This is a genomic window from Pseudomonas sp. GM_Psu_1 (genome assembly GCF_026544185.1).
Taxonomy (GTDB): Bacteria; Pseudomonadota; Gammaproteobacteria; order Pseudomonadales; family Pseudomonadaceae; genus Chryseomonas; species Chryseomonas oryzihabitans.
This window is the reverse complement of sequence record NZ_JALNUX010000006.1, coordinates 349,503-375,152: the sequence shown is the minus strand read 5'-3', so window position 1 is coordinate 375,152 and position 25,650 is coordinate 349,503. Positions and strand designations below refer to the sequence as shown.

Below are 25,650 nucleotides of genomic sequence, written 5' to 3'. Positions count from 1 at the left end.
CGCGGGGTTTTTGCTGTCAGATCAACCGAAAGATCCAGGAAAAAGGTAGGATGAGCGCCCCGAGCGCCGCCCCTTGCATGCGCCGGGCCCTATCGGGCAACCTGACAGCCATACCAGCGTGCTGGCGAGGCGGAAAGGAAAAAGGATTAATGATTTGTCTGTCCTTTCCGATAAACCTAGGACATCTTTCCGTCTTCACAAGGACGCGGACCCTCGCATGAGTATTCACTCCGATGCTGCCGATGCCGCGGTAGCCGATCAGGCGGGCGCGCTCAGCGCTCCTGCCCGATTGGGCTTGCTGCGTTTCGAGCGTCTGAATGAAGCCTCCTGGGCGATGCTCTATCTCGATTCCCGCTGCGAAGCCAGCCTCGGCCTGCCCGCCCAGGCGCTGTGCTCGCTCATCGATGCCCCCTATGCCAGCCTGATGGAGCCCAGCGTCCGTCATCGGCTGCACGAAGACATCCAGCTGCAACTGGCCGAACACGGCAGCTATCAGGTGCGCTACCTGTTCCACTCCCCCACGGCGCCCTGCCAGGTCGTCGAGGTCGGCGAGAGCCTGCAGCGCCATGGTCGCCCGCTGCTGCGCGGCTATCTGCTGCGGGTGATGAACGACGACGCCCTGGCCGGCGAATGGGAAGCCCATAATGTGGCCCTGCGCTCGACCCTGGCCCTCCTGCAGGACAGCCAGGATCACAGCCAGCAACGCCTGGCGATGGCCCAGGCGCGGCAGACCCTGTTGCTCGAATTGTCCCGCCTAGCCCTGCGCCAGGCGCCGGTGGACGACGACCTGGTGCAGCTGCTGCGCGCCCAGGGCCCGGCCGCCTTTGCCGTGGACGAACTCAGCCTGTGGCGCTACGAGGGCAATGGCCTCGTCACCCTGTGCAAGGAAGAACGCCTGCCGACCCTGTGCAGCGACCACCGGCGCCGGTTGCGCGAGCAGGGCGTGATCGAAGACGCCAGCCAGGTGCTGCACCCGTCCCACAGCGGAGGCGGAACGGCGCTGGACGTGGCACTGCTGCACGACGGTCAACTGACCGGTTTGCTCTGCCTGCGACGGGACCGAGCGGCCACCTGGGAAGCCGAGGACGTCACCTTCGCTCGCAGCCTGGCGGAATGCCTGGCCGCCCTGCTCCAGCAACCGCAGCGCCCGTCCAAGCTCGCCCACCCCCTGACCCGGGTGATGGAAGCCAGCAACGATGCCTTCCTGCTGCTGGATGCCAGCGGTTGCCTGGAGCACGCCACCGACAGCTTCGCGCGGATCACCGGCTATCCCATCGGCAAGCTCCAGGGGCTGCACGTCGAATCCCTGCCCGCCCTGGAAAACTGGGGCGAGCTGCTCTACGAAGCCTGGCAACGCCTGGCGCACCAGGACAGCTGGCAGGGCGAACTGCGCTGCTATCGCCGGGACGGCGAGAGCTACTGGGGCCAGCTGTCGCTCTCCAAGATCAAGCAGCCCAATGGCGATCTGCAGGGCTATCTGGGCATCTTCCAGGACACCAGCAAGACCCGCTTCGCCCAGCAGCACAACGACGAATTGGTGTTTCGCGACAGCCTCACCGGGCTGGCCAATCGCAGCCACTTCATCGCCCGCCTGGAAGCCCGCCTGGAGCAGTCCAATCCCAATCGCGAACACTCGCTGCTGCTGGTGGACGTCGACAACTTCAAGAGGGTCAACGACAGCCTGGGGCATCGTATCGGCGACCAGCTGCTGGTGGGTCTGGCCCGGCGCCTGCGCAGCGCCCTGGGCACGGGCGCGCTGATCGCCCGCATCGCCAGCAACGAATTCGCCGTGCTACTCGAAGGCATGGACGCGGTCGCCGCCGACAGCCTGGCCCGCGACACCCTGGTGGCCCTGGATCCGCCGCTCTATGTGGAAGGCCACCCGACCCTGATCAGCTGCTCGATCGGCCTGACCACCGCGCGACCGCACGAAACCGATCCGCAGACCCTGATCAAGCACGCCGGCCTCGCCCTGCACCGAGCCAAGGCCACCGGCGGCCATCAGGTCCAGGTGTTCACCGAGGCGCTGATCGCCGAGGCCAGCAACAAGCTGTTCGTGCAGAACAACCTGCGCCGGGCCTTGGAGCAGAACGAACTGCTGGTGCACTACCAGCCCAAGGTCTGCCTGAAACGCGCCAAGTTGCTGGGACTGGAGGCCCTGATCCGCTGGCAGCACCCGGAAAAGGGCATGATCCGCCCGGATCAGTTCATCAGCATCGCCGAGGAAACCGGGCTCATCGTGCCCATCGGCAAATGGATCATCCGCGAGGTCTGCCGCCAGCTGCACCGCCTCGACGCCGCCGGCTTCGACGATCTGCAGATCGCCATCAACCTGTCGCCCAAGCAGTTCACCGATCCCGACCTGGTGCAGTCCTTCGTCACCATCCTCGACGAGGAGGGCATCGCGCCCAAGCGTCTGGAGCTGGAACTGACCGAAAGCCTCCTGCTGGATGCCACCGACGCCACCCGCAACACCCTCGAAGCCCTCAAGCACCTGGGCATGAGCCTGGCGATGGACGACTTCGGCACCGGCTATTCGTCGCTCAGCTACTTGAAAAAATTCCCCATCGACGTCATCAAGATCGACAGGAGTTTCATCAAGGACATCCCGGACAACCAGGACGACATGGAAATCACCTCCGCGGTGATCGCCATGGCCCACAACCTGCGGCTGCAGGTGGTTGCCGAGGGCATCGAGACGACCGAACAGCTGGCTTTCCTGCGCCACCATCGCTGCGATATCGGCCAGGGCTATCTGTTCGACAAGCCCATCCCGGCCGACCAGCTCGACGCCGCCCTGGCGCGTTACCTGCCGACGCGCTGACCCGCCGCGCGGACTGACCCCGCTGCCGCGATTTTGCGTACACTGAGCCTTTCGCCTGGCCCTTTCCCACGAGGTATCCCATGGTCCTGCGTTCCGAAATCCTGACCAAGAAGACCCATCTGCCCGCCGCCGAGCAGGCACTGCCCGGCCGCGAGACGGCCATGGCCGTGCCCGCGGCCCACTATGTCAACGGCAATCCGTTGCAAGGCCCCTTCCCCGCCGGGCTGCAGAGTCTGGTGGTGGGCATGGGCTGCTTCTGGGGCGTCGAGCGGCGCTTCTGGCAACAACCCGGTGTCTGGACCACCGCGGCCGGCTATGCCGGCGGCCATACCCCCAACCCCACCTACGAAGAGGTCTGCTCCGGCCTGACCGGTCATACCGAGGTGGTGCTGGTGGTGTTCGATCCGGCCCAGACCTCGCTGGAGGCGCTGCTGAAGATCTTCTGGGAAGCCCACGATCCGACCCAGGGCATGCGCCAGGGCAACGACGTCGGCACCCAGTATCGCTCGGCCCTGTATTACGCCGACGACAGCCAGCGGGAAGCCTTCGAAGCCAGCCAGGCCGCCTTCCAGGCGCAGTTGGCCGAGGCCGGCTATGGCGAGATCACCACAGAGATCGCCCCGCTGCCGCCCTTCTACTACGCCGAGGCCTATCACCAGCAATACCTGGCGAAGAATCCCAACGGCTACTGCGGCCTGGCCGGTACCGGTGTCTGCCTGCCGCCCAGCCTCGCGGTCTGATCCCGAGCCGCTGCGGCGGCTTTCTCTGTTGGGCTGCGGCGGTAGCGCCGCCTCAACCCAACCTGCGCCAGGCTCTTCCCGTAGGTTGGGTTGAGCCCAGCGAAGCCCAACGGTCCCGGCCTCGCTATTCCGCGATCAGCCAGTCCAGTCGCCAGCTGCCTTCACCCTGGGCCAGGTGCTCGGCCAGCCAGGGCAGCAACTCGCGCAATTCTTCCTCCAGCCCCCACGGCGGGTTGACGATGGCCAGCCCCGAGCCATTGAGCCGGGTGGGGTCGTCCGCCGCGCGGATCAGCAATTCGACGTTGAGCAACTTGGGCGCGCCGCTGGCCTGCAGCCCGGCATGGAAGCGCCTCAATTGGCGGCGATCCTTGATCGGATACCAGAGCGCGATCACCGTCTGGCGCATGCGGCCGACGGCCTCCGCGACCGCCTTGGCGCAGCGCTCCAGCTCGTCGGTTTTCTCGAACGGCGGATCGATCAGCAGCAGGGCCCGGCGCTCCGGCACCGGCAGCAGCGCCCTGGGCAGCAGCCAGCCATCCTTCTGGTGCACCGCCACCCGGCGATCTCCAGCCATGTTTTCCTTGAGCAGGCGACCGTCCTCGGGGTGCAGCTCATTGAGCAGCAGTCGATCCTGAGGGCGCAGCGCCTGGCGCATCAATTCGGGCGAACCCGGGTAGTAGCGCAGCGCGCCATCGGGATTGAGCGCCGCCACCGCTTCGCGATAGCCGACAAAGGCCGCCGGCGCGGATTCCAGGGCCCACAGACGTCCGATGCCTTCGCGCCATTCGTCGGTACGGCTGGCCTGGTCGCCGGCCAGGTCATAGCGACCCACGCCGGAATGGCTGTCCAGATAGACGAAGGGCGTCTCCTTGCGCGCCAGCAGCGCGGCCAGGCGCAACAGGGTGGCGTGCTTGAAGACATCGGCGTGATTGCCGGCGTGGAAGGCGTGTCGGTAATTCATGGGATACTCCAGCGTCAGCCCTACAGTGTACCGCCTTCCTCGGACACCCGCGGCGTCGCGCTTTGACACCCCGGCCACCCAGCGGGTTAAATCCCCTGGTTCTTCAATTCTTTACCCCAGGAGTCACGCTTGGACGCTGTCACCATCAACAGCTTGTTCTTGATCGGTGCGGTGCTGATCGGCCTGTCGATTCTGGTCAGCTCGATTTCCTCGCGGGTCGGCATCCCGATCCTGGTGATCTTCCTGGTGGTCGGCATGTTCGCCGGCGTCGACGGCCCCGGTCACATCGCCTTCGACAACTATCCGATGGCCTACCTGGTGGGCAACCTGGCGCTGGCAGTGATCCTGCTCGACGGCGGCATGCGCACCCGGGTGTCGAGCTTCCGCGTGGCGCTCTGGCCGGCACTGTCGCTGGCCACCGTGGGGGTGATGATCACCACCGGCCTGACCGGGGTCGCCGCCGCCTGGCTGTTCGACCTCAGCCTGCTGCAGGGCCTGCTGATCGGCGCCATCGTCGGCTCCACCGATGCTGCGGCGGTGTTTTCCCTGCTCGGTGGCCGCGGTCTCAACGAACGGGTCACCGCGACCCTGGAAATCGAATCCGGCAGCAACGACCCCATGGCGGTGTTTCTCACCGTCACCCTGATCGAGATGCTCGCCAGCGGCCAGAGCGGTTTCAGCTGGAGTCTGCTGGGCCATTTCGTCAGCGAATTCGCCATCGGCGGGGTGATCGGCCTCGGCGGGGGCTGGCTGCTGCTGCAACTGATCAACCGCATCCACCTCGCCGACGGCCTCTATCCGCTGCTGGCCATCAGCGGTGGCCTGCTGATCTTCGCCCTGACCAACGCCGCCCATGGCAGCGGCATTCTCGCCGTCTACCTGGCCGGTCTGCTGATGGGCAATCTGCCGATCCGCAGCCGACACGGCATGCTGCACATGCTCGATGGCATGGCCTGGCTGGCGCAGATCGGCATGTTCCTGGTGCTGGGCCTGCTGGTGGAGCCGCACAATCTGCTGCCCATCGCCCTGCCCGCCCTGGGCCTGGCCCTGTGGATGATCCTGGTCGCCCGCCCGCTGTCGGTGGCCATCGGCCTGCTGCCCTTCCGCGCCTTCCATGACCGGGAAAAGGCCTTTATCGCCTGGGTCGGGCTGCGCGGCGCAGTTCCCATCATCCTGGCGGTGTTCCCGATGATGGCCGGGCTGCCCCAGGCCCAGCTGTTCTTCAACGTGGCCTTCTTCATCGTGCTGGTGTCGCTGCTGGTGCAGGGCTCCAGTCTGCCGCTGGCGGCCAAGCTGCTCAAGGTGACGGTGCCGCCGGAACCGGCGCCCTTCTCCCGCGCCGGGTTGCAGGTCCATCCGACCAGCGAGTGGGAGCTGTTCATCTATCGTCTGGGCGCCGAGAAGTGGTGCATCGGCGCCGCCCTGCGCGAGCTGAAGATGCCCGAGGGCACCCGTATCGCCGCGCTGTTCCGCGGCGAGACCCTGCTCCACCCCTCCGGCAGTACCACCCTGGAAGCCGGCGACATCCTCTGCGTGGTCGGCCACGAACACGATCTGCCGGCCCTGGGTCGGCTGTTCAGTCAGGCGCCGCAGCAGACCCAGAGATTCTTCGGCGACTTCGTCCTCGAAGCCGACGCCGAACTCAGCGCCGTGGCTGCGCTCTACGGCCTGCAACTGGGCGAGGTGGACGGCAACCAGCGCCTCGGCAGCTTCATCACCCACGAGATCGGCGGCGAACCCATCGTTGGCGACCTGGTGGAATGGAACGGCCTGGTGTGGATCGTTGCGGCCATCGAGAACAAGCGCGTGCGCAAGGTCGGCGTGAAGTTTCCCGAAGGGCGCAACAGCGGGCCGGCGCTCTTTCTTTAACGGTGTAGAAGCTGTTCACGATCTCGCGAGCTAGCGACAAACCAGGCGAAAAGGCCTGAGGAAGCGGAGTTTACTCAAGGTAAATGAGCATTCCGAAGGCCTTTTCAACGCAGTTTGGCCGACGCGCAGCAGATCGTGGACGGCTTCTTACGAACAGGGTTCGCGGCTTGAGGGACGTTACCTTGCACCCCAGGCAGCCTGGCTTTAACCTCGCGCCTTTCCACTGCCCGACGCCTGCCGCATGCACCGCCTGTCCGCTCTGCTTCGCGCCGCCGCCCTCTGCGGCTGCCTGTTTACCCTTCCCGCCGTCGCTCAGGATTCCGGGCCGCCGGATGCCCAGCAGGTGCAGCAGAATCTGAACGGCCTGGCCGATCGCAAGCTGCCCGCCCCCGAGCAGAGCGCCGCCCAGGACAGCCTGCAGCAGACCCTCAAGCTGCTCGACCAGCGCGACCAGTACGTCAAGCAGCTGGCCGATCTGCGCCAGCAACTGGCCCAGGCGCCGCAGCAGACCAAGGACGCCCAGCGGCAACTGGCACGGCTGCGCGCCGAACCGATCAAGCCGGCCGAACAGCGCTATGCCGGCGCCACACCCCAGGCCCTGGAGCAGCGCCTGAGCGAGACCAGCCTGGCGCTCAACAGCGTGCAGGACGACCTCAATGCGGCCAACAGTCTGGTGATCAACGCCCAGACCCGTCCCGAGCGCGCCCAGGTGGACATCGCCAATCTGCAGACGCGCCTGCAGCAGATCGCCGATCTGCTCAAGGCCGGACGCGAGAATGCCAAGCCCCTCACCGCCGAGCGGCGCGGGCAGTTGCTGGCGGAACAGGCGGCCGCCAATGCGCAGATCCAGCTGCTGCGCCAGGAATTGGCCGGCAACAGCGTGCTGCAGGATCTGGGCGCCATCCGCCGCGAACTCTTCACCGAGCAGGTCAAGCGCTACGAGCAGGAGACCCTGGACCTGCAGACGCTGATCAGCGGCAAGCGCCGCCAGCAATCGGAAAAGACCCTGGCCGAAGCCTCGCGCGAATCGGAAAAGACCGCCGGGGACGATGTGCTGTCCCAGGAGACCGGGCTCAATCTGCAACTGTCCGACTACCTACTGCGCGCCACCGATCGCCTCAACGACCTCAATCGCCGCAATCTCGAGTCGCGCCAGCAGCTGGATCAGCTCAAGCAGACCACCGAGAACATGGAACAACAGATCGGCGTGCTCAAGGGCAGCGTGCTGCTGTCCAAGCTGCTCTATCAGCAGCGGGCGGCGCTGCCATCGGTCAAGGTCAACAAGGACCTCACCGACGACATCGCCGATCTGCGCCTCTATCAGTTCGAACTCAATCAGCAGCGCGCCCAGATCGCCAATCCGGAAGGCTATGTCGACAATCTGCTGGCCCAGCAGCCGCCGGAAAAGGTCACCCCGCAGCTGCGTCAGCAACTGCTCGACCTGCTCAAGACCCGCAGCGAATTGCAGGAGCGTCTCAACACCGAGCTCAATGCCCTGCTCAGCGAATCCATCGATCTGCAGCTCAACCAGAACCAGCTGCGCAGCACCATCACCAGCCTGCGCGGCACCCTCGACGAGCAGATGTTCTGGATTCCCAGCAACAAGCCGCTGGACTGGAACTGGGTCAAGACCGCGCCCCGCAAGCTGCTGCAGCAACTGCGCGACGTGCCCTGGGGCTCAAGCCTGCACGAACTCTATGTCGGTCTGGCCGAGCGGCCGCTGCTGCTGCTGCCGCTGGTACTGGCTTTCGCCACCCTGATCTGGCAACGCCCGCGCATCCATGGGCGGGTCAACAAGCTCAACCAGGACATCGGCCACTATCAGCGGGACAGCCAGCTGCATACGCCCCAGGCCATCCTGCTCACCATCCTGCTGGGCCTGCCGGCGAGTCTGGTGCTCTGGCTGGGCGGCGTGGCCCTGGAGGGTGACGAACGCGGGGTCAACGCCGCCATCGGCGCGGCGCTGCTGGAGATCGCCGCCGGCTGGCTGGTGTTCTACACGGTGTATCGCCTGCTGGCCTCCGGCGGAGTGGCCGAGACCCACTTCCGCTGGGCGCGGCCCCAGGCGCAGTCGCTGCGCCGGCTGGTCAGACGGGTGGGTCTGCTGGCCCTGGCGCTGATGGCGGTGGTGGCCATCGCCGAGCGCCAGCTCGCCGGCCTCGCCGACGACGTCCTCGGCATCCTCATCGTGCTGGTCGCCTATGCCAGCCTGGCCTGGATGCTCGGTCGCTCCCTGCTCAATGCCACCGCCCGCGAGCGCCTGCCGTTCTTCCGCCTGCTGCTCGGCCTGATGATCACCGCCATTCCGGCCGTGCTGTTCTTCGCCGTGCTCTTTGGCTACTACTACACCGCGCTCAAGCTCACCGATCGGCTGGTGGACACCCTCTATGTGCTGATGGCCTGGATCATCCTCGAAGCCACCCTGGCCCGCGGCCTGAGCGTGGCTGCGCGGCGCCTGGCCTACCAGCGCGCCATCCAGAAGCGCCAGGCGCAGCAGGAAGACGCCGAGGGCGTCGAGGTGGTGCAGGAGCCGACCCTGGACATGGAACAGGTCAACCAGCAGTCCTCGCGCCTGCTGCGCCTGACCCTGCTGCTGGCCTTCCTCGGCGTGCTCTACCTGGTCTGGGCCGATGTGGTGGCGGTGTTCTCCTACCTGGACAACGTCACCCTCTACCAGTACACCAGCGGTACCGGCGCCGCCGCCACCCAGGTACCCCTGACGCTGCGGGTGTTCATCATCGCCCTGGTGATCGCCGGTCTCACCGTCGCCCTGGCGCGCAACCTGCCGGGCCTGCTGGAGGTGCTGGTGCTGTCGCGGCTGAATCTGGCACAGGGCAGCGCCTACGCCACCACCACCCTGCTCTCCTACGTCATCGTCGGCTTCGGCACCGTGACCACCCTGGCGACCCTGGGGGTGAGCTGGGACAAGCTGCAGTGGCTTGCCACCGCCCTCTCGGTCGGTCTGGGTTTCGGCTTGCAGGAGATCTTCGGTAACTTCATCTCCGGCCTGATCATCCTCTTCGAGCGCCCGGTGCGCGTCGGTGATCTCATCACCATCGGCAACGTGACCGGTACGGTGAACAAGATCCGCATCCGCGCCACCCATATCACCGACGCCGACCGCAAGTCGGTGGTGGTGCCGAACAAGACCTTCGTCACCAGCCAGCTGATCAACTGGACGCTGACCGACACCGTCACCCGTATCGTGCTGACCTTCGGCGTCAATCGCGGCAGTGACCTGGCCCAGGCGCAACAGCTGATCATGCAGGCGGTCAAGGAGAATGCGCGGGTGCTCCACGACCCCGAACCCTCGCTGTTCGTCACCCACTACGGCGCCACCACCCTGGATCACGAACTGCGCATCTATGTCCGGGAACTGGGCGATCGCAGCGCCGCCACCGATGAGCTGATCCGCCGGGTCGACCAGCTGCTGCGCGACGCCGGCATCAACCTGCTGTCCACGCCGCAGATGGAGATCACCCTGAAGAATCGACACGGAGCGGAGAAACAACTGGGCAAAAAGCCTCTCCTACCTGAAGGGGATGCCCAGCAGGAGGCCGCGGATCCCAAGCCATCCAAGGCCTGACGGCCACTAGGAGCCTGTCCATAATCTGCTGCGCGTCGGCCAAACGGCGTTGAAAATGGCTTCGGAATGCTCATTTACCCTGCGTAAACTCCGCTTCCTCAGCCCTTTTCGCCTTGTTTGGCTCTAGCTCGCGAGATTATGGAAAGGCTCTACAGCCCCTGGGATACCCATGAAACAGCTGCTCGACCTGACCTTCGACAACAGATTCGCCCGCCTGGGCGATGACTTCTCCACCCGTATCGACCCCCGGCCGCTGGACGATCCGCGGCTGGTGGTCGCTTCGTCCGCCGCCCTGGCCCTGCTGGACCTGGATCCGGCGGTGGCCGAGACGCCCGAGTTCACCCAGGTGTTCGCCGGGGCCCAGCTCTGGGACAGCGCCGAGCCCCGGGCAATGGTCTATTCCGGCCATCAGTTCGGTTCCTACAACCCCCGCCTCGGCGATGGCCGCGGCCTGCTGCTGGGCGAGGTGGTCAACGACCGCGGCGAGCACTGGGATCTGCACCTCAAGGGCGCCGGCCTCACGCCCTTCTCGCGCATGGGCGACGGCCGCGCCGTGCTGCGCTCATCGATCCGCGAATTCCTCGCCTCCGAGGCCCTGCACGCCTTGGGCATCCCGACCACCCGCGCGCTGTGCGTGATCGGCTCCAGCACCCAGGTGGTGCGCGAGCGGCTGGAAACCGGCGCCACCCTGTTGCGCATGGCCCCCAGCCATGTGCGCTTCGGCCACTTCGAATACTTCTACTACACCCGCCAGCACTCGCTGCTGGAGCAACTGGGCGAACACGTCCTGGCCGCGCACTTCCCCGACCTGCTGGGCACCCCGGAACCCTGGGCGGCGCTGTTTCGCGAGGTGGTCGAACGCAACGCCCGGCTGATCGCCTACTGGCAGGCCTATGGCTTCTGCCACGGGGTGATGAACACCGACAACTTCTCGATCCTGGGTCTCACCTTCGACTTCGGCCCCTTCGCCTTTCTCGACGACTTCGACGCCCAGTTCATCTGCAACCACTCCGATCACACGGGGCGCTACTCCTATAGCAACCAGGTGCCCATCGCCCATTGGAACCTGGCGGCCCTGGCCCAGGCATTGACACCCAAGGTGGCGGTCGAGACGCTGCAGGAGAGCATCGCGCTCTTCCTGCCGCTGTATCAGGCGCATTACCTCGACCTGATGCGCCGGCGTCTGGGTCTGCAGGAAGCGCACGACGAAGACCAGGAACTGGTCGAACGCCTGCTGGCCCTGATGCAGCAGGGCGGTGTGGACTATCACCTGTTCTTCCGCCAGCTGGGCGAAGACGAACCCGCCGCGGCGCTGGCCCGGGTGCGCGAGGACTTCATCGACCTGCGCGGCTTCGACGACTGGAGCCAGGCCTATCGCGCCCGCCTGGACGCCGAAGGCGGCGCGGCGGCCGAGCGCACCACCCGCATGAACGCGGTCAATCCGCTGTATGTGCTGCGCAACTACCTGGCCCAGCAGGCGATCGAGCAGGCCGAAGCGGGCGACTACAGCGAGGTGCGCCTGCTACACGAGGTGCTGTCACGCCCCTTCGAAGCCCAGCCGGGACGCGAACGCTTCGCCCAGCGGCCGCCGGACTGGGGCAAGCACCTGGAGATCAGCTGCTCGTCCTGAGAGCCTGTTTATAACCTGCTGCGCGTCGGCCAAACTGCGTTGAAAAGGCTCTGGAAGGCCAGCCCCGTCGGAATGCTCATTTACCACTCGTAAACTCGCGCGCGAGCCCGGTCCGCTTCCTCAAGCCTTTTTGCGGGGCCGCCCAGGCCTTGTTTGTCTCTAGCTCGCGAGATTATAAAAAGGCTCTGAGAGCTAACCGTATCTAGGCGCCGTTGACCTGGAAGACGTGCCGCAGATAGTGCAGGAAGTCCGGCTCGCCGCCCTGGGCCTTGCCCGGGGCGTCGGAGATCTTCGCCACCGGCTGGCCGTTGCAGCGACTCATCTTGAGCACCATGTTCATCGGCTGTACTCCCGGGATGTCGCAGGTGAAATGGGTGCCGATGCCAAAGCTCACGTTGATCCGCTCGCGCAGGGCCCGGAACAGGGCGAGGGCCTTTTCCAGATTGAGCGAATCGGAAAACACCAGGGTCTTGGTCAGGGGGTCGATGCCCAGCTGCTGATAGTGGGCGATGGCCTTTTCCGCCCACTGCAGGGGATCGCCGCTGTCATGGCGCAGGCCGTCGAACAGCTTGGCGAAGTAGAGATCGAAATCGCGCAGGAAGGCCTCCATGGTGATGGTGTCGGTCAGGGCGATGCCGAGTTGTCCGCGATACTCCCGTACCCAGCAGTCGAGGGCGGCGATCTGGCTGTCGATCAGCCGCGGACCCAGTTGCTGGTGCGCCATCAGCCACTCGTGGGCCATGGTACCCAGGGGCGCGACGCCCAGCTTCCAGGCCAAGTGGACGTTACTGGTGCCGACGAAGCGACCGGGGAAGTCGTCCCTGAGGCTGCGCACCACCATCTCCTGCACGCCATAGGAGAAGCGCCGCCGGGTGCCGAAGTCGGCCATCTTGAATTCGGCCAGCTCGTCGGCGCCCGCCTCCCGGGCCAGCCAGTCGAACTTGCGATAGAGCTGATCCCGGGCCACCTGCAGCGGCAGGTCGGCATGGCGCTGGCGATTGCGCACCTCGCTGATCAGCGCCAGGATCGGCACCTCGAACAGGATCAGGTGCAGCCAGGGGCCTTTCAGGGTCAGGGTGAAGCGCCCCTCCTCCTCACCGAGGAACACATAGGAGGGATTGAAACGGAACAGTCGCAGGAAGCGGATAAAGTCAGGGGTGATGAAGGGGATGCGCTCGAGAAAGGCCAGCTGGCTGTCGCTGATGGCGACATCGGCCAGGGCATCGATCTCGGCCTGAATGGCCGCGTGGTAGGGACGCAGGTCTTCGTCGTTGCGACAGCGAAAGGCCCACTCGACTTCCGCATTGGGATAGTTGTGCAGGACGGCCTGCATCATGGTGAGCTTGTAGAAGTCGGTGTCCAGCAGGCTCTGCACGGCCTGCTCGGAAAAACTATCGGCCATCATTGGCGGGGGCTCGGCAGCTAGAAGTCAGACGACAGGATGCCCAACTTGCCGAGGAAGCGAAAGGCGCTTGACCGCCCGGGGGCCTAGCGGTTGTGGGTCTGGGTCATGCCGAAGAGAAACAGCAGCAGGTCCTGGCTACCGGTGCTGGAGGTGGTCAGGCTGCGGGCGACCGGTGTCTGGCAGTAGTCCAGACCCTCGCTGCCCACCACTGCAGCTGCCGGCCGTAGCCAGCTCGCATAGGCCAGGGTAGTGACCCCGCAGAAAGCCGCGATCAGCAAACCTCGAGTAATTTGTGAAGTCATGGCTCCAACCCTCTGATCTTCCGTCCCAACGCCTGTTGGTAAACGTAGAGGAGAGTTCGCCATTGCGCAGCATTCCACGACGAATGGCGGCGCAATTGCAGCATATCCCGACGAGCGGCCGTGTCTATGCCGAGGCGCTGGCGACATTTCTCCAGATCGAGCAGGGCCACCGAGAATTCCTTGCCCTGGGGACCGGCTCGTTCGGCGACGAAGATGTGCTTGGGATAGAGGCAACCGTGCTGCCAGCGATGCCGGTGCATGCGCGCCAGCACCTCACCGAGGGTGGCCAGGAACCGCTCGTGCTCGGCCTCGCTGAGCGCCTTGCCACCGCCTTCGGCATACCAGTGATCGAGGTCCTGGTAGCCTTCCAGGGCCGCGCTCACCAGCAGGGCGCGCCAGCCGCCCTGGGCATGCTGGGCAGCGCAGAACAGCAATTCGGGAACCTGGATGCCCAGATCGCGAAAGGCGATCAGCGCATCGCGCTCGCGCAGGGCGGTGGGACGCCCCAGGGGGTGACGCAGGCTGCGATAGAGGTGGCCGACCTGGCGCTTGACGTAGGCCAGGGTACCGTCAGGGAGTTGCAGGCGCTGGACACCGCTTTCGCCACCACGGCGGACGTTGGGCGCTTCCACCCAGTCGCCCGCGGTATTCCACCAGCGATCGAAACGCTCTTCGCCTTGCGTCACGGCTCCCATCGGCTGCCTCTCTTATTCTGAAATAGCTTCAATTGGCCTTGCGCAGGACGTAGACCCGCCACATGGCATAGCCCGGCAGGAAGTCCAGGGCCCGGTCGACGACGAAGCCGGCCTGGGCGACTTCCGCCTCGAACTGGCTGCGCTCGACGATGAATCTGTTCTGATAACCGCCGCGGTCGCGGCCCTGAGCCTTGCGACGACGTTCCAGTGCCTGACGCCGCCAGGCCTTGAAGTTGCCGTCCACCCACAGCGACAGGATGACGCTGTCGCGGGTCACCCGGTGGAACTCCTGCAGCAGGGCCAGACGGTCCGCCGATTCGCCCACATGGTGAAACAAACGCATACAGAAGATGCAATCTACAGAATTGTCGGACAGGTCGATAGCGAAAGCCGACGTCTGTAGCGTCTTCACCCGGGCCACGACGTCCGCGGGCTGCTGTTCACGGGCGGTGGCCAGCATGTTTTCCGAGTAGTCGGCACCGATGATCAAGCGATTGCGCTTCTCCGCCAGCAGCGGCCAGAAGCGGCCGGCGCCACTGGGCAGATCCAGCACCAGATTGGGTTGGCCGGCGATGCTCAGGGCCTGCCGGGCGAGCTGCTGGTCGCGCCAGTTGGACAGGCGCCGGGCCAGGCCGTCCTGATGCTTCAGAAAATACTGGCGGGCGTGGTCGGCGTCGTACTTTTGCGAAAAGGGCAGGTCGATGGGCGCTTTCACGGAGGCGGCTCCTGAGGGAGTGGAGAAGTGCCGCCACCCTACCCAGGCCGCTGTCAAACCGCGGTCAAGGCGTTGTGAAAATTCTGTAACCTCAGTCCGCTAGGCTGTCGCTGCCCAGCGCTATCTCGAAGCGACAGCCACCCGCCGCGCTGTCACCCAGGGTCACGGTCCAGCCTTGCAGCTGGCAGATCCTGCGGACCAGCGACAGCCCCAGTCCGAGGCCTTCGCCACGCCCCTCGGCGCCCCGCACGAAGGGCTGGAACATCGCCTCGCGCTGCTCCTCGGGAATGCCCACGCCGCTGTCTTCCACCACGAAGCCGTCCGCTCCGACCTGCAGGCCGATATAGCCCCGCTCGGTATAGTGCAGCGCATTGCGCAGCAGATTGCTCATCACCGAGCGCAGGAAGGGCTCGTGCCAGAGCGCCTGGTCGGCCTCCGGCGCCACGCTCAGCCGCCACTGCAGGCCCTTGGCTTCAACCGCCGCCTGCCATTCCTGCGTCTGGCGCCGCGCCACCTGGGCCAGGGTGGCACGCGGCGCCTGGGTGTCGTTGTCGCCCTGATTGCGCGCCAGGGCGAGAAAGGTCTGGACCAGCTCCTGCATCTCCCGCGCCGCGCGGGTCATGCGCTCCAGCGGCCCCTTCGCCCGGGCTGGCAGGTCCGGCGTGGCCTCGAGCAATTCGCAGGAGGAATTGATCACCATCAGCGGGGTGCGCAACTCGTGGCTGACGTCGCTGGTGAACAGCCGCTCCCGGGCCAGGGCGGCGCGCAGGCGATTCAGGGCGTCGTCGAAGGCGCCGGCCAACTCGCCGACCTCGTCCTTGGCATAGTCCGGCGCCAGGGGCGGCGTCACATCGAGCAGTTGATCACGCCGGCGCACCTGACGCGCCAGCCGCACCACCGGGGCGATCACCCGCCGCGACAGCGCCCAGCCCAGCAGCCAGGCCAGAGCCACGCTGATCAGGAAGCCGACCAGCACCACCTTGTAGAGCAGCCGTTCGCGCGCCTCGAAGTCGCTCTGGTTCTGCAGCAGGACGAAGTGATTGCCCTCCAGCTCGGCCACATAGGCATAGAAGTACTGCTGGTCCTCCTCCACCTCGCTGAAGCCGGCCGGCAACTCGCGCAGGTGGGCAGGCAACTGCGCCACCTCGGCGAGGGGCACGAAATACAGGCGCATGTCCGGGTCCAGCACCGGCTGGCCGCCGCGTTTCATGTCGCGCTGCACCATGCGCTCCAGTTCGTTGCGCAGGTCGGTGGAGATCAGCCGCTCTTCCACGGTGTGCACCACCGCGACGATGCCCAGGGAAAACACCCCGCCGACCAGGAAGGTCATCAGCACGAAGGCGATGACGATCCGCCGTGACAGGCTCAGGTGGTATTCCATGGCTACTCCTGCTCGACCAGTTTGTAGCCCACCCCGTGAATGGTGCGCAGCAGCGGCTGCTCGAAGGGCTTGTCGATCACCTGGCGCAACTGGTGGACGTGGCTGCGCAGGCTGTCGCTGTCGGGGTAGTCCTCGCCCCATACCGCCTCTTCCAGCACCTCGCGCCGCACCACGTGGGGCGACTTCTGCATCAGCAGGGCGAGGATCTTGAGGCCGATGGGATTGAGCTTGAGCGGCTTGCCGGCGCGACTGACCTCCAGGGTGTCCAGGTCATAGCTGAGATCGGCGACCTGCAGCTGGCGGCGTCCGCCGCCCTTGGCCCGGCGCATCACCGCCTCGACGCGAGCGGCCAGTTCGGACAGGGCGAAGGGCTTGACCAGATAGTCGTCGGCGCCGGAGCGAAAGCCTTCCAGGCGATCATCGAGCTGATCGCGAGCGGTGAGCATGATCACCGGGGTGTCGCGGCGGGCATCCTGGCGCAACCGCTGGCAGAGGGTGTAGCCATCGATGCCGGGCAGCATGATGTCGAGGATCAGCAGATCATAGTGCTCGGTCGCGGCCAGGTGCAGGCCGGACAAGCCATCCTGGGCGCAATCCACGCTGTAGCCCTTGAGGCTGAGGTAATCCAGCAGGTTGCTGAGGATGTCCTTGTTGTCTTCTACCACCAGGATACGCATGTCGCTGACCTCATTGCCCGAGTCCGCTGCGGGCCTCGTTGTCGTCTGTTCGGCACAGAGCCTAACCGGCCCCGGCGACCGCGACCAGCGCAGCGGCGGCGCGCTGGGTGGGAGCATCGAGGATCACCGGCCATAAAAAACCCCGGTGTCCGCGAGGAGCACCGGGGTTCGGCTCGGCCCTAGGGCCGGAGCGGTTCTTACATCATGCCGCCCATGCCACCCATGCCGCCCATGTCGGGCATGGCCGGGGCTGCGTCGTCTTTCGGCAGCTCAGCCACGATGGCTTCGGTGGTGATCAGCAGACCGGCGATGGAGGAAGCGGCCTGCAGCGCGCTGCGGGTCACCTTGGCCGGGTCGATGATGCCGAATTCCAGCATGTCGCCGTATTCGCCGGTAGCGGCGTTGTAGCCATAGTTGCCGCTGCCCTGCTTGACCTTGTCCAGCACGACGGAGGCTTCGTCACCGGCGTTGGTCACGATCTGGCGCAGGGGCGCTTCGACGGCGCGACGCAGGATGTTGATACCGGCGTTCTGCTCTTCGTTGATGCCTTTCAGGTCTTTCAGAGCTTCCAGGGCACGCACCAGGGCGACACCGCCGCCAGGCACCACGCCTTCTTCCACCGCAGCACGGGTCGCGTGCAGGGCGTCTTCAACGCGGGCCTTCTTCTCTTTCATCTCGACTTCGGTGGCAGCGCCAACCTTGATCACGGCAACACCGCCAGCCAGCTTGGCCAGACGCTCTTGCAGCTTCTCCTTGTCGTAGTCGGAAGAGGTTTCTTCAACCTGGGCACGGATCTGCTTGATACGGGCCTGGATGTCGGCTTCGACGCCAGCGCCGTCGATGACGGTGGTGTTTTCCTTGTTCAGGACCACACGCTTGGCTTGACCCAGGTGCTCCAGGGTGGTGCTTTCCAGGCTCAGGCCGACTTCTTCGGAGATGACGGTACCGCCGGTCAGGATGGCGATGTCCTGTAGCATGGCCTTGCGACGATCACCGAAGCCGGGCGCCTTGACGGCAGCGACCTTGACGATACCGCGCATGTTGTTGACCACCAGAGTGGCCAGGGCTTCGCCTTCGACGTCTTCGGCGACGATCAGCAGCGGGCGACCGGCCTTGGCGACGGATTCCAGCACCGGCAGCAGTTCGCGGATGTTGGAGATCTTCTTGTCGACCAGCAGCAGCAGCGGGCTGTCCAGCTCGGCCGACATGGTGTCGGGCTTGTTGATGAAGTAGGGCGACAGGTAGCCACGGTCGAACTGCATGCCTTCGACGACGGACAGTTCGTTTTCCAGGCCCGAGCCTTCTTCGACGGTGATGACGCCTTCTTTACCGACCTTCTCCATGGCTTCGGCGATGATGTTGCCGATGCTGTCGTCGGAGTTGGCGGAGATGGTGCCTACCTGGGCGATGGCCTTGCTGTCGGCGCAGGGTTTGGACAGGTTCTTCAGCTCGGCGACGACGGCCGCGGTGGCCTTGTCGATGCCGCGCTTCAGATCCATCGGGTTCAGGCCGGCGGCCACGGACTTCAGGCCTTCGGTGACGATGGCCTGGGCCAGCACGGTGGCGGTGGTGGTGCCGTCACCGGCAGCGTCGTTGGCCTTGGAGGCCACGTCTTTCACCAGCTGGGCGCCGATGTTCTCGATCTTGTCCTTGAGCTCGATCTCCTTGGCGACGGAAACGCCGTCCTTGGTGATCAGGGGAGCACCGAAGCTACGCTCCAGCACTACGTTGCGGCCTTTCGGGCCGAGGGTGGCCTTGACGGCGTCGGCCAGGGTGTTGACACCGGTCAGCAGCTTCTTGCGCGCGGAGTCACCGAATTTGACGTCTTTTGCAGCCATGTTCTGTTTCCTCTAAGAAATTCGAAAAGTGAGCGGGGATCAGCCTTCGATGACGGCCAGGATTTCGGACTCAGCCATCACCAGCAGTTCTTCGCCATCGACCTTGATGGCGTTGCTGCCGGAATAGGGACCGAAAACCACCTTGTCACCCACTTTCACCGCCGGAGCACGGACATCACCGTTGTCCAGCACGCGTCCAGTGCCTACGGCAACCACTTCACCGCGGTTCGGCTTTTCGGCAGCCGAGCCCGGCAGCACGATGCCGCCAGCGGATTTGGTCTCTTCTTCGCTGCGACGAATCACAACGCGATCATGCAGAGGACGAAGCGCCATTGTCGTATCTCCCAAAGTTCTAAGTGTTTCCAGCGCCGATGACTGCATCGGCAGTTTGTTTTTACCGGCTGCGCCGGGTGCGCCCCGTGCATGACAGGACGCGAAACCTGCTCGCCTTGCGGCGACAACCTTGCGGTGTCCGCTACATGAGGTTGTCGCCAGGCATTTCAAGGGCGGGGGGCAAAATTTTTAGTGCTTTTGCTCGTCGCGGTGCACCACTTCACCTTCGATGACCTCGGGGCGATGGGGCGCGGCCTGACCGGAGCCCGGCTGATGGCCCTGGTAGCCCTGGGCACCGGGGTTGCGCCGGGTCACCCGGCCGATCACCGCGCCCAGCAAGGCCTTGCGGGTCACCGGCAGGAGGCAGACGAGCGCCAGGACATCGCTGATGAAGCCCGGAAAGATCAGCAGGGCGCCGGCGATCGCCAGGGTCAGACCCTGGATGACCTCCTGCTCCGGCATCTGCCCCTGGGCCAGGCGCATGCGGATGCGCCAGAGGGTGGTGAAGCCGGCGACGCGCAGCAGGGCGACGCCGACCAGAAAGCTCAGCAACAGCAGGGCGAAGGTGGCGAGCACGCCGATTTCGCTGCCGATCTTGATGAGTACGGCCAGTTCCACAAAGGGGAACAGCAAGAAGAGTAAGGCGGTCACGCGCATCTCGGGTCCTTCACGGTGGAAGCCGGTTGAAAGTCAGGAGATGGAGGCGGCCGAGCCGATTTCAAGGTGGCCGCCCGACGCCGCCCGGAAACGCAAAGGCCGCGAAAATCGCGGCCTTGACGGATTGGCGCCTGCCTAGGGAAACATGACGTTACCAGGACACGCCGACACCGGCGGTGTACTCGGTCTGGTTGACGTTGCCCTCGGCACCGCTGGTCAGTTCCTTGGACGCCTTAAGGTTCAGCGACGCCCAGTTGGTCACCTTGTATCTCAGGCCGACATCGCCGTCGAAGGTGAAGTTGGCGGTGTTGTCCAGCGGCCGGCCCAGTTCACCATTGGTGAAGAACTGGATGGTCTGGCCGTACAGGTAGCGGTTGTAGTCCCACTTCACGCTCGCCGAGAGGAACTGGTCGGAGCCGCCGTCCGAGTACTCGTAACGGTTGTGGTTGAGCAGGCCGGTAAGGGAGAAGGCACCCAGTTCGTTGTCCCAGAACTGGTAACCGGGACCGGTACCCAGGGTGCGCTGCTTGGCCAGGTCCTGGATCCAGTCGCGCTTGTATTCGGCGCGGCCCTGCCAGAAGAATTTCTCGTCGAAGAAACGATCCAGGGCGTACTGCAGACCGTACTTGCTGGTCGAGACCACGTCGTCGGTCTTGTAGCGGTCATAGCTGCCGTTGGCGTTGTGCCGCCACATGCCGTGCCGCGCCTGGGTCTTGAAGTCGATGTCGTACTTTTCGCTGTCCTGGGACGAGCTGATGTAGTCCAAGCCGGCGTCGATGTTGCCCTTCCAGGCGAAGTCACGCAGGAAGGGACGCGGCGGCACGATCTGGGTGATGCTGGCCAGGGGCACGGTCTGCTGGCCATCGGCGGTGCTGACCACCACCTGACCGTCGTCGGCCGGCTTGAGGCTTTCCACCGGGAAATCGGGTTCGTACTTGCCGCGCTGGACGATGACGGGCTTGTCACGCTGCAGGGTCTTGATCTTGTCCCAGGACAGGGGAATGTTGCCGCCGTATTCGGTCTGCAGGAGCAGCTTCTTGCTGTCGAGCAGCTTGATGGTTCCGGTCAGGCGGTCGCCGTTCTTCAGCCAGACGGTATCGGCATGGGCGAAGGAGGCGAGTGACAACAGCGCGAGCGAGGAGAGCAATCGAAAACGCATGGGCACCAGGACACCTTTGGGTGGACTTGGGTGGAAAGGTAACGAAACGAGAGGGGCGCGATTATCCGGGTGCCGGAGACCCGCGCAACCGTTCCTGGGTAAAAGTTAGGCAAGTTTCCGCAAATACTGCCCAAAGGTCGGACGTCTTGGGAGAATGTGGCAGCTCGACACGTTTCAGCACCACCGTAACCAAACTTTTCGGCACACTGGCACTCTTCTCCCCCGGAGCAGCAGGGCGTCATGAGCGCATCCCCTCCCCTCGAACCCCGGCGTCAGGCCGTCTTCCTGGCGCTGGCCGCCATTCCCGCGGGACGGGTGGTCAGCTATGGCCAGCTGGCGGAGCTCGCCGGCCTCGGTCGCGGCGCGCGCTGGGTGGGCTGGGTGCTGGGACGCCTGCCCGAGGGTAGTGCCCTGCCCTGGCACCGGGTGATCGCCGCGGACGGCCGCCCGAGCCTGACCCGCGACAGCCCCTCCGGCCGGGAGCAACGCGAGCGTTTGCGGGCCGAGGGCGTGCTGCTGCACGAGGACCGGGTGGACATGCGTCGGTACCGGTGGAATCCAGCTGAGAGTGTCGAGTAGAGTGCGCGTTTTTTCCGAGCCCAAGGGCATGTTTGCACGTTTCTGGCGTGAAGCCGTCACCACCTACAAATCCAGGGCCTGCCTGGCCCTGCTGCTGCTGGGCTTCGCCGCGGGCCTGCCGGCCATGCTGGTGTTTTCCACCCTGTCGGTCTGGCTGCGCGAAGCGGGCGTGAGTCGCGAGACCATCGGCTACGCCAGCTGGATCGGCCTGGCCTATGCCTTCAAGTGGGTCTGGTCGCCCATGCTCGACCTCTGGAAGCTGCCGCTGATCGGCAAGCTCGGCCGTCGCCGCTCCTGGCTGGTGCTGTCGCAGATCCTGGTGGGTCTGGGGCTGATCGGCATGGCGCTGTGCAATCCGCAGCAGCACCTGGAGCAGTTGATCGCCCTGGCGGTGCTGGTGGCCTTCGCCTCGGCCACCCAGGACATCGCCGTAGACGCCTATCGCCTGGAGATCGCCGACGACGACCGCCAGGCGGCCCTCGCCGCCTGCTACATGACCGGCTATCGAATCGCCGCCCTGCTGGCCAGCGCCGGGGCGCTGTTTCTTGCCGAGGAGCTGGGCTCGTCCCGCCTGGGCTACAGCCAGAACGCCTGGGCCACCACCTATATGCTGTTCGCCCTGCTGGTCCTGCCCGGCCTGGTCACCAGCCTGTTGATCCGCGAGCCCGAGCCGGTGGCGCCCATGGCCATGGCGGAATCGCGCTTCGGCTTCAATCACCAGCTGGTGGCGGTCGCCCTGCTGCTGGTGATGCTGGTCTCCATCCCCGCCGCCATCAATGCCGCCATCGCCCAGGCCTGGCCGCGCGCCCTGCTCTACAGCCTGTTCATCGTCGGCTGCCTGTCGCCCTGGGGGCGCTATTGCTCCAAGCCGCTGAGCGATCTCATGCGGCGCATGCGCGAACCGCTGCGACTGCGCGATGCGGCCAATGCCGAAGAGCTGCCGCGCTTCGACTTCGTCCACCAGATGGTCTCGGTGATCCTGCTGATCGTGCTCATCGTCGCCGTCACGGGTGGCCTGTCGGCGCTGGCCGGCGGCTACTGGCCGCGCGGCCTGATGTACGGCCTGATCGCCTGGCTCTGCCTCACCGCGCCGGGGCGCCGGCTGATGGCACCGGTGCTGACGCCCATCACCGAATTCATCCAGCGTTACCAGTGGCAGGCGCTGCTGCTGCTCGGCCTGATCTCCACCTATCGGCTGTCGGACACGGTCATGGGCGTGATGGCCAGCGTCTTCTATATCGACGTGGGCTATAGCAAGGAAACCATCGCCGGGGTCAGCAAGATCTTCGGGGTGTTCATGACCCTGTTCGGCGCGGGCCTGGGCGGCGTGCTGATCACCCGGGTGGGGATCCTGCCGATCCTCTTTCTCGGCGGCGCCGCCTCGGCGCTAACCAATCTGCTGTTCGTGGTGATCGCCTCCACCGGCGCCAACGTGCCGCTGCTGATCGCCACCATCTGCGCCGACAACGTCAGTGGCGGCATGGCCACCTCGGCCTTTGTCGCCTACCTGTCGAGTTTGACCAACCTCAGATTCTCGGCCACCCAGTACGCCATGCTCAGCTCGCTGATGCTGCTGTTGCCGCGGCTCTTGGGCGGCTACTCGGGAGCCATGGTCGAGTACGTCGGCTACAGCTCGTTCTTCTCGCTGACCGCCCTGATGGGGGTGCCGACGCTGCTGCTGATCGCGGTGCTCTGGCTGCGCCAGCGGCGGACCGCGATACCCAGCGGTCCTTCCGGCAGCGGCCACTGAGAACGGGGCGGCCCGCGGCCACCCCGGCCTGCCCTAGGCTTCGCCGCGCGCGGCCGCGGTGGCGCGCTCGTCGCCCTTGTCGTCGATCACCTTGACCACCCGGCTGGGCAGCGCGATGTCGATGCCTTCGGCCCGCAGGCGATCGCGGATCTGCTCGTTGAAGGTGAACTGGGTGCCCCAGAAATCGCTGTTGGCGGTCCAGCAGCGCAGCGACACGGTGATGAAGGTGTCGCCCAGGCCGGCCACCACGATGGCGGGCGGCGGCGTCTCCAGCACCCGCGGATCCTTGGCCATGTCGGCCAGCACCTGCTTGGCCTTCTGCAGATCGGCGTCGTAGCCGACCTTGACGTCGAAGACGATCTGCCGGGTCGCCTGGCGCGACTGGTTGGTGATGATGCCGTTGGACAGGTTGCCGTTGGGCACGGTGACGGTGCGGTTGTCGCCGGTGCGCAGCACGGTGTGGAAGATCTGGATCGAATCCACGGTGCCCTGCACACCCTGGGCCTCGATGTAGTCGCCGATCTTGAACGGCCGGAACAGCAGGATCAGCACCCCGCCGGCGAAGTTGGCCAGGCTGCCCTGCAGCGACAGGCCGATGGCCAGGCTGGCGGCGCCGAGGGCGGCGACGAAGGAGGTGGTGGCGATGCCGATCATGGAGGCGACGCTGATCACCAGCATGACCTTGAGACCGATGTTGACCAGGGTCACCACGAAGGTTTCCAGGGCCTGGTCCATGTGCCGCGCGGTGAACAGCGCGGCCAGTCGCCCGGTCAGGCGATTGATGATCCACCAGCCGATCCACAGGGTGATCAGGGCCAGTACCACCTTGCCGCAATATTGCAGGATCACCGGTAGCCAGGCCATGAAGGCCGTCAGCAGGTGATCGGTCTGGGCACTCAAATCCATCGTCTACCTCTCCACGCACAAGAAAAAAGTCGGGCGCGGCCTGAATGGCGGCGCCCTATGTGCGACGGACGGTAGCCCGAGAGGTTCCGAAACGCGGCTCAGTCGCGGAAGTTGTCGAACTGCAGCGGCATGCCCAGGGACTGGCCGCGCAGCAGGGCGATGACCTCCTGCAATTCGTCGCGTTTCTTGCCGGTGACGCGCACCTGTTCGCCCTGGATGGCGGCCTGGACCTTGATCTTGCTGTCCTTGATCAGGGCGACGATCTTCTTCGCCAGCTCCTTGTCGATGCCCTCGCGCAGGGTGGTCTCCTGCTTCACGGTCTTGCCGGAGGCATAGGCGTCCTTGACCTCCAGGCACTGGACGTCGATCTTGCGCTTGGCCAGGTTGACCTTGAGGATCTCCAGCATCTGCTCGAGCTGGAAATCGGCGTCGGCGGTCAGGGTGACGGTAAGGTCCTTGGCCTCGAAGCTGCCCTTGCCGCGCAGGTCGTACCGGCGCTCGAGCTCCTTCATGGCGTTGTCCACGGCGTTGGTGACTTCGTGCTTGTCCAGCTCCGATACGACGTCGAAGGAAGGCATGGATTTTCTCCTCGGTTGGGGTGGGGCAGCCTTGACGCTGCAGCCTGACCGACCATTATAACGACTGGCCCTCTTCCTCAGGAATCCGACCATGCGCAAGGAATCGACACTGGAGTCACAGCTGTGAGCTGGCACGTGCTGGGCGCCGGCAGTCTCGGTGGACTCTGGGCCGCGCGGCTGTTTCGCGGTGGCGAGCCGGTCCGGCTGATCCTGCGCGATCGCACGCGCCTGGCGCAGTATCGCGCCCGCGGCGGCCTGCAACTCAGCGAAGGCGACACCACCAGCCTCTATCCGCTGCCGGCCGAGACGCCCGAGGCCGGCAATCCGATCCGCCGGCTGATCCTCGCCTGCAAGAGCTACGACGCCGAAGAGGCCATCGCCAGCGTCGCCGCGCGCCTGGAACCGGAAGCCGAGATCCTGCTGCTGCAGAACGGCCTGGGCAGCCAGGACGCCGTGGCCGCCCGGGTCCCGCGGGCGCGCTGCCTGAGAGCCAGCACCACCGAGGGGGCCTATCGCGAGACCGACTTCCATGTGGTCGCGGCCGGTGCCGGGCAGATCTGGATCGGTGACCAGCTCGGCAGCCATACCCCGCCGCCCTGGCTGGATACCCTCGCCGAGCTGGGTTTCCCGGTGCGCTGGACCGACGACATCGACGCCCGCCTGTGGCGCAAGCTGGCGATCAACTGCGCCATCAATCCGCTGACCGTGCTCTATCGCTGCCGCAACGGCGAACTGCGCCAGCATCTGCCGGAGGTCACGGCGCTCTGCGACGAACTGGCGGCGCTGCTGGAAGCCATGGGCCTTGCCCCGGCGGCTCAGGGGCTACAACAGGAGGTCGAGGCGGTGATCGCCGCCACCGCCCACAACAGATCCTCCATGCTGCAGGACGTGGAGCGCGGCCAGCGCACCGAGGTGAGCTACCTGCTCGGCCACGCCCTGCCGATCGCCGGACGGCTGCGCCTGCCGGTGCCGCACCTGACCGAGCTGCAGCAGCGCCTGCAGGTCCGGCTCGCGGAGCGTGGATTGCCCGTCGATTAGCAGCGGGCTACCCTGCCCGCTTCCCTG

The 25,650-nt window shown here is 65.6% G+C and carries 21 protein-coding genes; 8 read left to right on the top strand and 13 right to left on the bottom strand.

Annotated elements, in window-relative coordinates; genetic code table 11:
- Nucleotides 1–217: 217 nt before the first annotated feature.
- Together OXS31_RS13455 and msrA are read left to right on the top strand one after the other, a co-directional pair.
- A complete protein-coding gene (locus OXS31_RS13455) occupies nucleotides 218–2,824 on the top strand; it encodes an EAL domain-containing protein (RefSeq protein ID WP_267399465.1) in 2,607 nt (868 codons plus the stop codon).
- A gap of 80 nt (nucleotides 2,825–2,904) precedes the next feature.
- Entirely contained in the window at nucleotides 2,905–3,564 is a 660-nt protein-coding gene (gene msrA / locus OXS31_RS13450) for a peptide-methionine (S)-S-oxide reductase MsrA (protein ID WP_007161945.1), read from the top strand.
- A 124-nt stretch (nucleotides 3,565–3,688) separates the two neighbouring features.
- Here msrA and rlmJ read toward each other — a convergent pair whose 3' ends face one another.
- Nucleotides 3,689–4,525, bottom strand: a complete 837-nt coding sequence (gene rlmJ, locus OXS31_RS13445) for a 23S rRNA (adenine(2030)-N(6))-methyltransferase RlmJ (protein ID WP_042136848.1) — start codon at nucleotides 4,523–4,525, stop codon at nucleotides 3,689–3,691.
- Nucleotides 4,526–4,654: 129 nt separating this feature from the next.
- On the opposite strand from rlmJ, the gene OXS31_RS13440 reads away from it, so the two are divergent.
- The 3 genes from OXS31_RS13440 (at nucleotide 4,655) to OXS31_RS13430 (ending at nucleotide 11,610) form a co-directional block, all read left to right on the top strand.
- Nucleotides 4,655–6,394, top strand: a complete 1,740-nt coding sequence (locus tag OXS31_RS13440) for a potassium/proton antiporter (RefSeq protein ID WP_027598543.1) — start codon at nucleotides 4,655–4,657, stop codon at nucleotides 6,392–6,394.
- A 241-nt stretch (nucleotides 6,395–6,635) separates the two neighbouring features.
- Nucleotides 6,636–9,980, top strand: a complete 3,345-nt coding sequence (gene mscK, locus OXS31_RS13435) for a mechanosensitive channel MscK (RefSeq protein ID WP_267399461.1) — start codon at nucleotides 6,636–6,638, stop codon at nucleotides 9,978–9,980.
- A gap of 169 nt (nucleotides 9,981–10,149) precedes the next feature.
- Nucleotides 10,150–11,610 (top strand): protein adenylyltransferase SelO, encoded by a 1,461-nt coding sequence (locus tag OXS31_RS13430; RefSeq protein WP_267399459.1) that lies wholly within the window; start codon nucleotides 10,150–10,152, stop codon nucleotides 11,608–11,610.
- A gap of 202 nt (nucleotides 11,611–11,812) precedes the next feature.
- On the opposite strand, the gene pncB is transcribed toward OXS31_RS13430, so the two are convergent.
- The 10 genes from pncB to OXS31_RS13380 all read right to left on the bottom strand — a co-directional run bounded on the left by pncB (nucleotide 11,813) and on the right by OXS31_RS13380 (nucleotide 20,772).
- Complete coding sequence (gene pncB, locus OXS31_RS13425; protein ID WP_027598540.1) at nucleotides 11,813–13,015, bottom strand: nicotinate phosphoribosyltransferase; 1,203 nt, start codon at nucleotides 13,013–13,015, stop codon at nucleotides 11,813–11,815.
- Nucleotides 13,016–13,098: 83 nt separating this feature from the next.
- Nucleotides 13,099–13,317, bottom strand: a complete 219-nt coding sequence (locus OXS31_RS13420) for a hypothetical protein (protein ID WP_027598539.1) — start codon at nucleotides 13,315–13,317, stop codon at nucleotides 13,099–13,101.
- Nucleotides 13,314–14,012: a lipopolysaccharide kinase InaA family protein gene (locus OXS31_RS13415; RefSeq protein ID WP_027598538.1), complete on the bottom strand. Its 699-nt coding sequence runs from the start codon at nucleotides 14,010–14,012 to the stop codon at nucleotides 13,314–13,316. The genes OXS31_RS13420 and OXS31_RS13415 overlap by 4 nt, the downstream gene beginning before the upstream one ends.
- Before the next feature lie 28 nt (nucleotides 14,013–14,040).
- Nucleotides 14,041–14,727 carry a class I SAM-dependent methyltransferase gene (locus OXS31_RS13410; protein ID WP_007161937.1) on the bottom strand — a complete coding sequence of 229 codons (687 nt, stop codon included), beginning with the start codon at nucleotides 14,725–14,727 and terminating at the stop codon, nucleotides 14,041–14,043.
- 91 nt (nucleotides 14,728–14,818) lie between these two features.
- Entirely contained in the window at nucleotides 14,819–16,108 is a 1,290-nt protein-coding gene (locus OXS31_RS13405; RefSeq protein WP_027598536.1) for a HAMP domain-containing sensor histidine kinase, read from the bottom strand.
- Between the two features lie 2 nt (nucleotides 16,109–16,110).
- Nucleotides 16,111–16,785 (bottom strand): response regulator transcription factor, encoded by a 675-nt coding sequence (locus tag OXS31_RS13400; RefSeq protein WP_007161935.1) that lies wholly within the window; start codon nucleotides 16,783–16,785, stop codon nucleotides 16,111–16,113.
- Between the two features lie 197 nt (nucleotides 16,786–16,982).
- The gene (gene groL, locus OXS31_RS13395) at nucleotides 16,983–18,623 is read right to left on the bottom strand and encodes a chaperonin GroEL (RefSeq protein WP_027598535.1); all 1,641 of its coding nucleotides are present in this window, start codon (nucleotides 18,621–18,623) and stop codon (nucleotides 16,983–16,985) included.
- Between the two features lie 39 nt (nucleotides 18,624–18,662).
- On the bottom strand, nucleotides 18,663–18,956 hold the full coding sequence (locus tag OXS31_RS13390) for a co-chaperone GroES (protein ID WP_007161933.1): 294 nt from the start codon (nucleotides 18,954–18,956) through the stop codon (nucleotides 18,663–18,665).
- Nucleotides 18,957–19,145: 189 nt separating this feature from the next.
- On the bottom strand, nucleotides 19,146–19,613 hold the full coding sequence (locus OXS31_RS13385) for an FxsA family protein (RefSeq protein WP_027598534.1): 468 nt from the start codon (nucleotides 19,611–19,613) through the stop codon (nucleotides 19,146–19,148).
- 151 nt (nucleotides 19,614–19,764) lie between these two features.
- Nucleotides 19,765–20,772, bottom strand: coding sequence for a DUF481 domain-containing protein (locus OXS31_RS13380; RefSeq protein ID WP_027598533.1), 1,008 nt, complete (start codon nucleotides 20,770–20,772; stop codon nucleotides 19,765–19,767).
- A 240-nt stretch (nucleotides 20,773–21,012) separates the two neighbouring features.
- Between OXS31_RS13380 and OXS31_RS13375 the strand changes: the two genes are divergently transcribed.
- Together OXS31_RS13375 and OXS31_RS13370 are read left to right on the top strand one after the other, a co-directional pair.
- Nucleotides 21,013–21,351 (top strand): MGMT family protein, encoded by a 339-nt coding sequence (locus OXS31_RS13375; RefSeq protein ID WP_007161930.1) that lies wholly within the window; start codon nucleotides 21,013–21,015, stop codon nucleotides 21,349–21,351.
- Between the two features lie 28 nt (nucleotides 21,352–21,379).
- Nucleotides 21,380–23,101, top strand: a complete 1,722-nt coding sequence (locus OXS31_RS13370; RefSeq protein ID WP_267399455.1) for an AmpG family muropeptide MFS transporter — start codon at nucleotides 21,380–21,382, stop codon at nucleotides 23,099–23,101.
- 33 nt (nucleotides 23,102–23,134) lie between these two features.
- Here OXS31_RS13370 and OXS31_RS13365 read toward each other — a convergent pair whose 3' ends face one another.
- Nucleotides 23,135–24,007, bottom strand: a complete 873-nt coding sequence (locus OXS31_RS13365; protein ID WP_044342171.1) for a mechanosensitive ion channel family protein — start codon at nucleotides 24,005–24,007, stop codon at nucleotides 23,135–23,137.
- 98 nt (nucleotides 24,008–24,105) lie between these two features.
- Nucleotides 24,106–24,585, bottom strand: a complete 480-nt coding sequence (locus OXS31_RS13360; RefSeq protein ID WP_017640080.1) for a YajQ family cyclic di-GMP-binding protein — start codon at nucleotides 24,583–24,585, stop codon at nucleotides 24,106–24,108.
- 123 nt (nucleotides 24,586–24,708) lie between these two features.
- Between OXS31_RS13360 and OXS31_RS13355 the strand changes: the two genes are divergently transcribed.
- Nucleotides 24,709–25,623 carry a putative 2-dehydropantoate 2-reductase gene (locus tag OXS31_RS13355; RefSeq protein ID WP_108582542.1) on the top strand — a complete coding sequence of 305 codons (915 nt, stop codon included), beginning with the start codon at nucleotides 24,709–24,711 and terminating at the stop codon, nucleotides 25,621–25,623.
- Nucleotides 25,624–25,650 lie beyond the last annotated feature (27 nt).

Coding starts and splice junctions, on each gene's coding strand:
- OXS31_RS13455 (WP_267399465.1), top strand. CDS start 218: ATGAGTATTCACTCCGATGCTGCCGATGCCGCGGTAGCCGATCAGGCG.
- msrA (WP_007161945.1), top strand. CDS start 2,905: ATGGTCCTGCGTTCCGAAATCCTGACCAAGAAGACCCATCTGCCCGCC.
- rlmJ (WP_042136848.1), bottom strand. CDS start 4,525: ATGAATTACCGACACGCCTTCCACGCCGGCAATCACGCCGATGTCTTC.
- mscK (WP_267399461.1), top strand. CDS start 6,636: ATGCACCGCCTGTCCGCTCTGCTTCGCGCCGCCGCCCTCTGCGGCTGC.
- OXS31_RS13430 (WP_267399459.1), top strand. CDS start 10,150: ATGAAACAGCTGCTCGACCTGACCTTCGACAACAGATTCGCCCGCCTG.
- pncB (WP_027598540.1), bottom strand. CDS start 13,015: ATGATGGCCGATAGTTTTTCCGAGCAGGCCGTGCAGAGCCTGCTGGAC.
- OXS31_RS13420 (WP_027598539.1), bottom strand. CDS start 13,317: ATGACTTCACAAATTACTCGAGGTTTGCTGATCGCGGCTTTCTGCGGG.
- OXS31_RS13415 (WP_027598538.1), bottom strand. CDS start 14,012: ATGGGAGCCGTGACGCAAGGCGAAGAGCGTTTCGATCGCTGGTGGAAT.
- OXS31_RS13405 (WP_027598536.1), bottom strand. CDS start 16,108: ATGGAATACCACCTGAGCCTGTCACGGCGGATCGTCATCGCCTTCGTG.
- OXS31_RS13400 (WP_007161935.1), bottom strand. CDS start 16,785: ATGCGTATCCTGGTGGTAGAAGACAACAAGGACATCCTCAGCAACCTG.
- groL (WP_027598535.1), bottom strand. CDS start 18,623: ATGGCTGCAAAAGACGTCAAATTCGGTGACTCCGCGCGCAAGAAGCTG.
- OXS31_RS13390 (WP_007161933.1), bottom strand. CDS start 18,956: ATGGCGCTTCGTCCTCTGCATGATCGCGTTGTGATTCGTCGCAGCGAA.
- OXS31_RS13385 (WP_027598534.1), bottom strand. CDS start 19,613: ATGCGCGTGACCGCCTTACTCTTCTTGCTGTTCCCCTTTGTGGAACTG.
- OXS31_RS13380 (WP_027598533.1), bottom strand. CDS start 20,772: ATGCGTTTTCGATTGCTCTCCTCGCTCGCGCTGTTGTCACTCGCCTCC.
- OXS31_RS13375 (WP_007161930.1), top strand. CDS start 21,013: ATGAGCGCATCCCCTCCCCTCGAACCCCGGCGTCAGGCCGTCTTCCTG.
- OXS31_RS13370 (WP_267399455.1), top strand. CDS start 21,380: ATGTTTGCACGTTTCTGGCGTGAAGCCGTCACCACCTACAAATCCAGG.
- OXS31_RS13365 (WP_044342171.1), bottom strand. CDS start 24,007: ATGGATTTGAGTGCCCAGACCGATCACCTGCTGACGGCCTTCATGGCC.
- OXS31_RS13360 (WP_017640080.1), bottom strand. CDS start 24,585: ATGCCTTCCTTCGACGTCGTATCGGAGCTGGACAAGCACGAAGTCACC.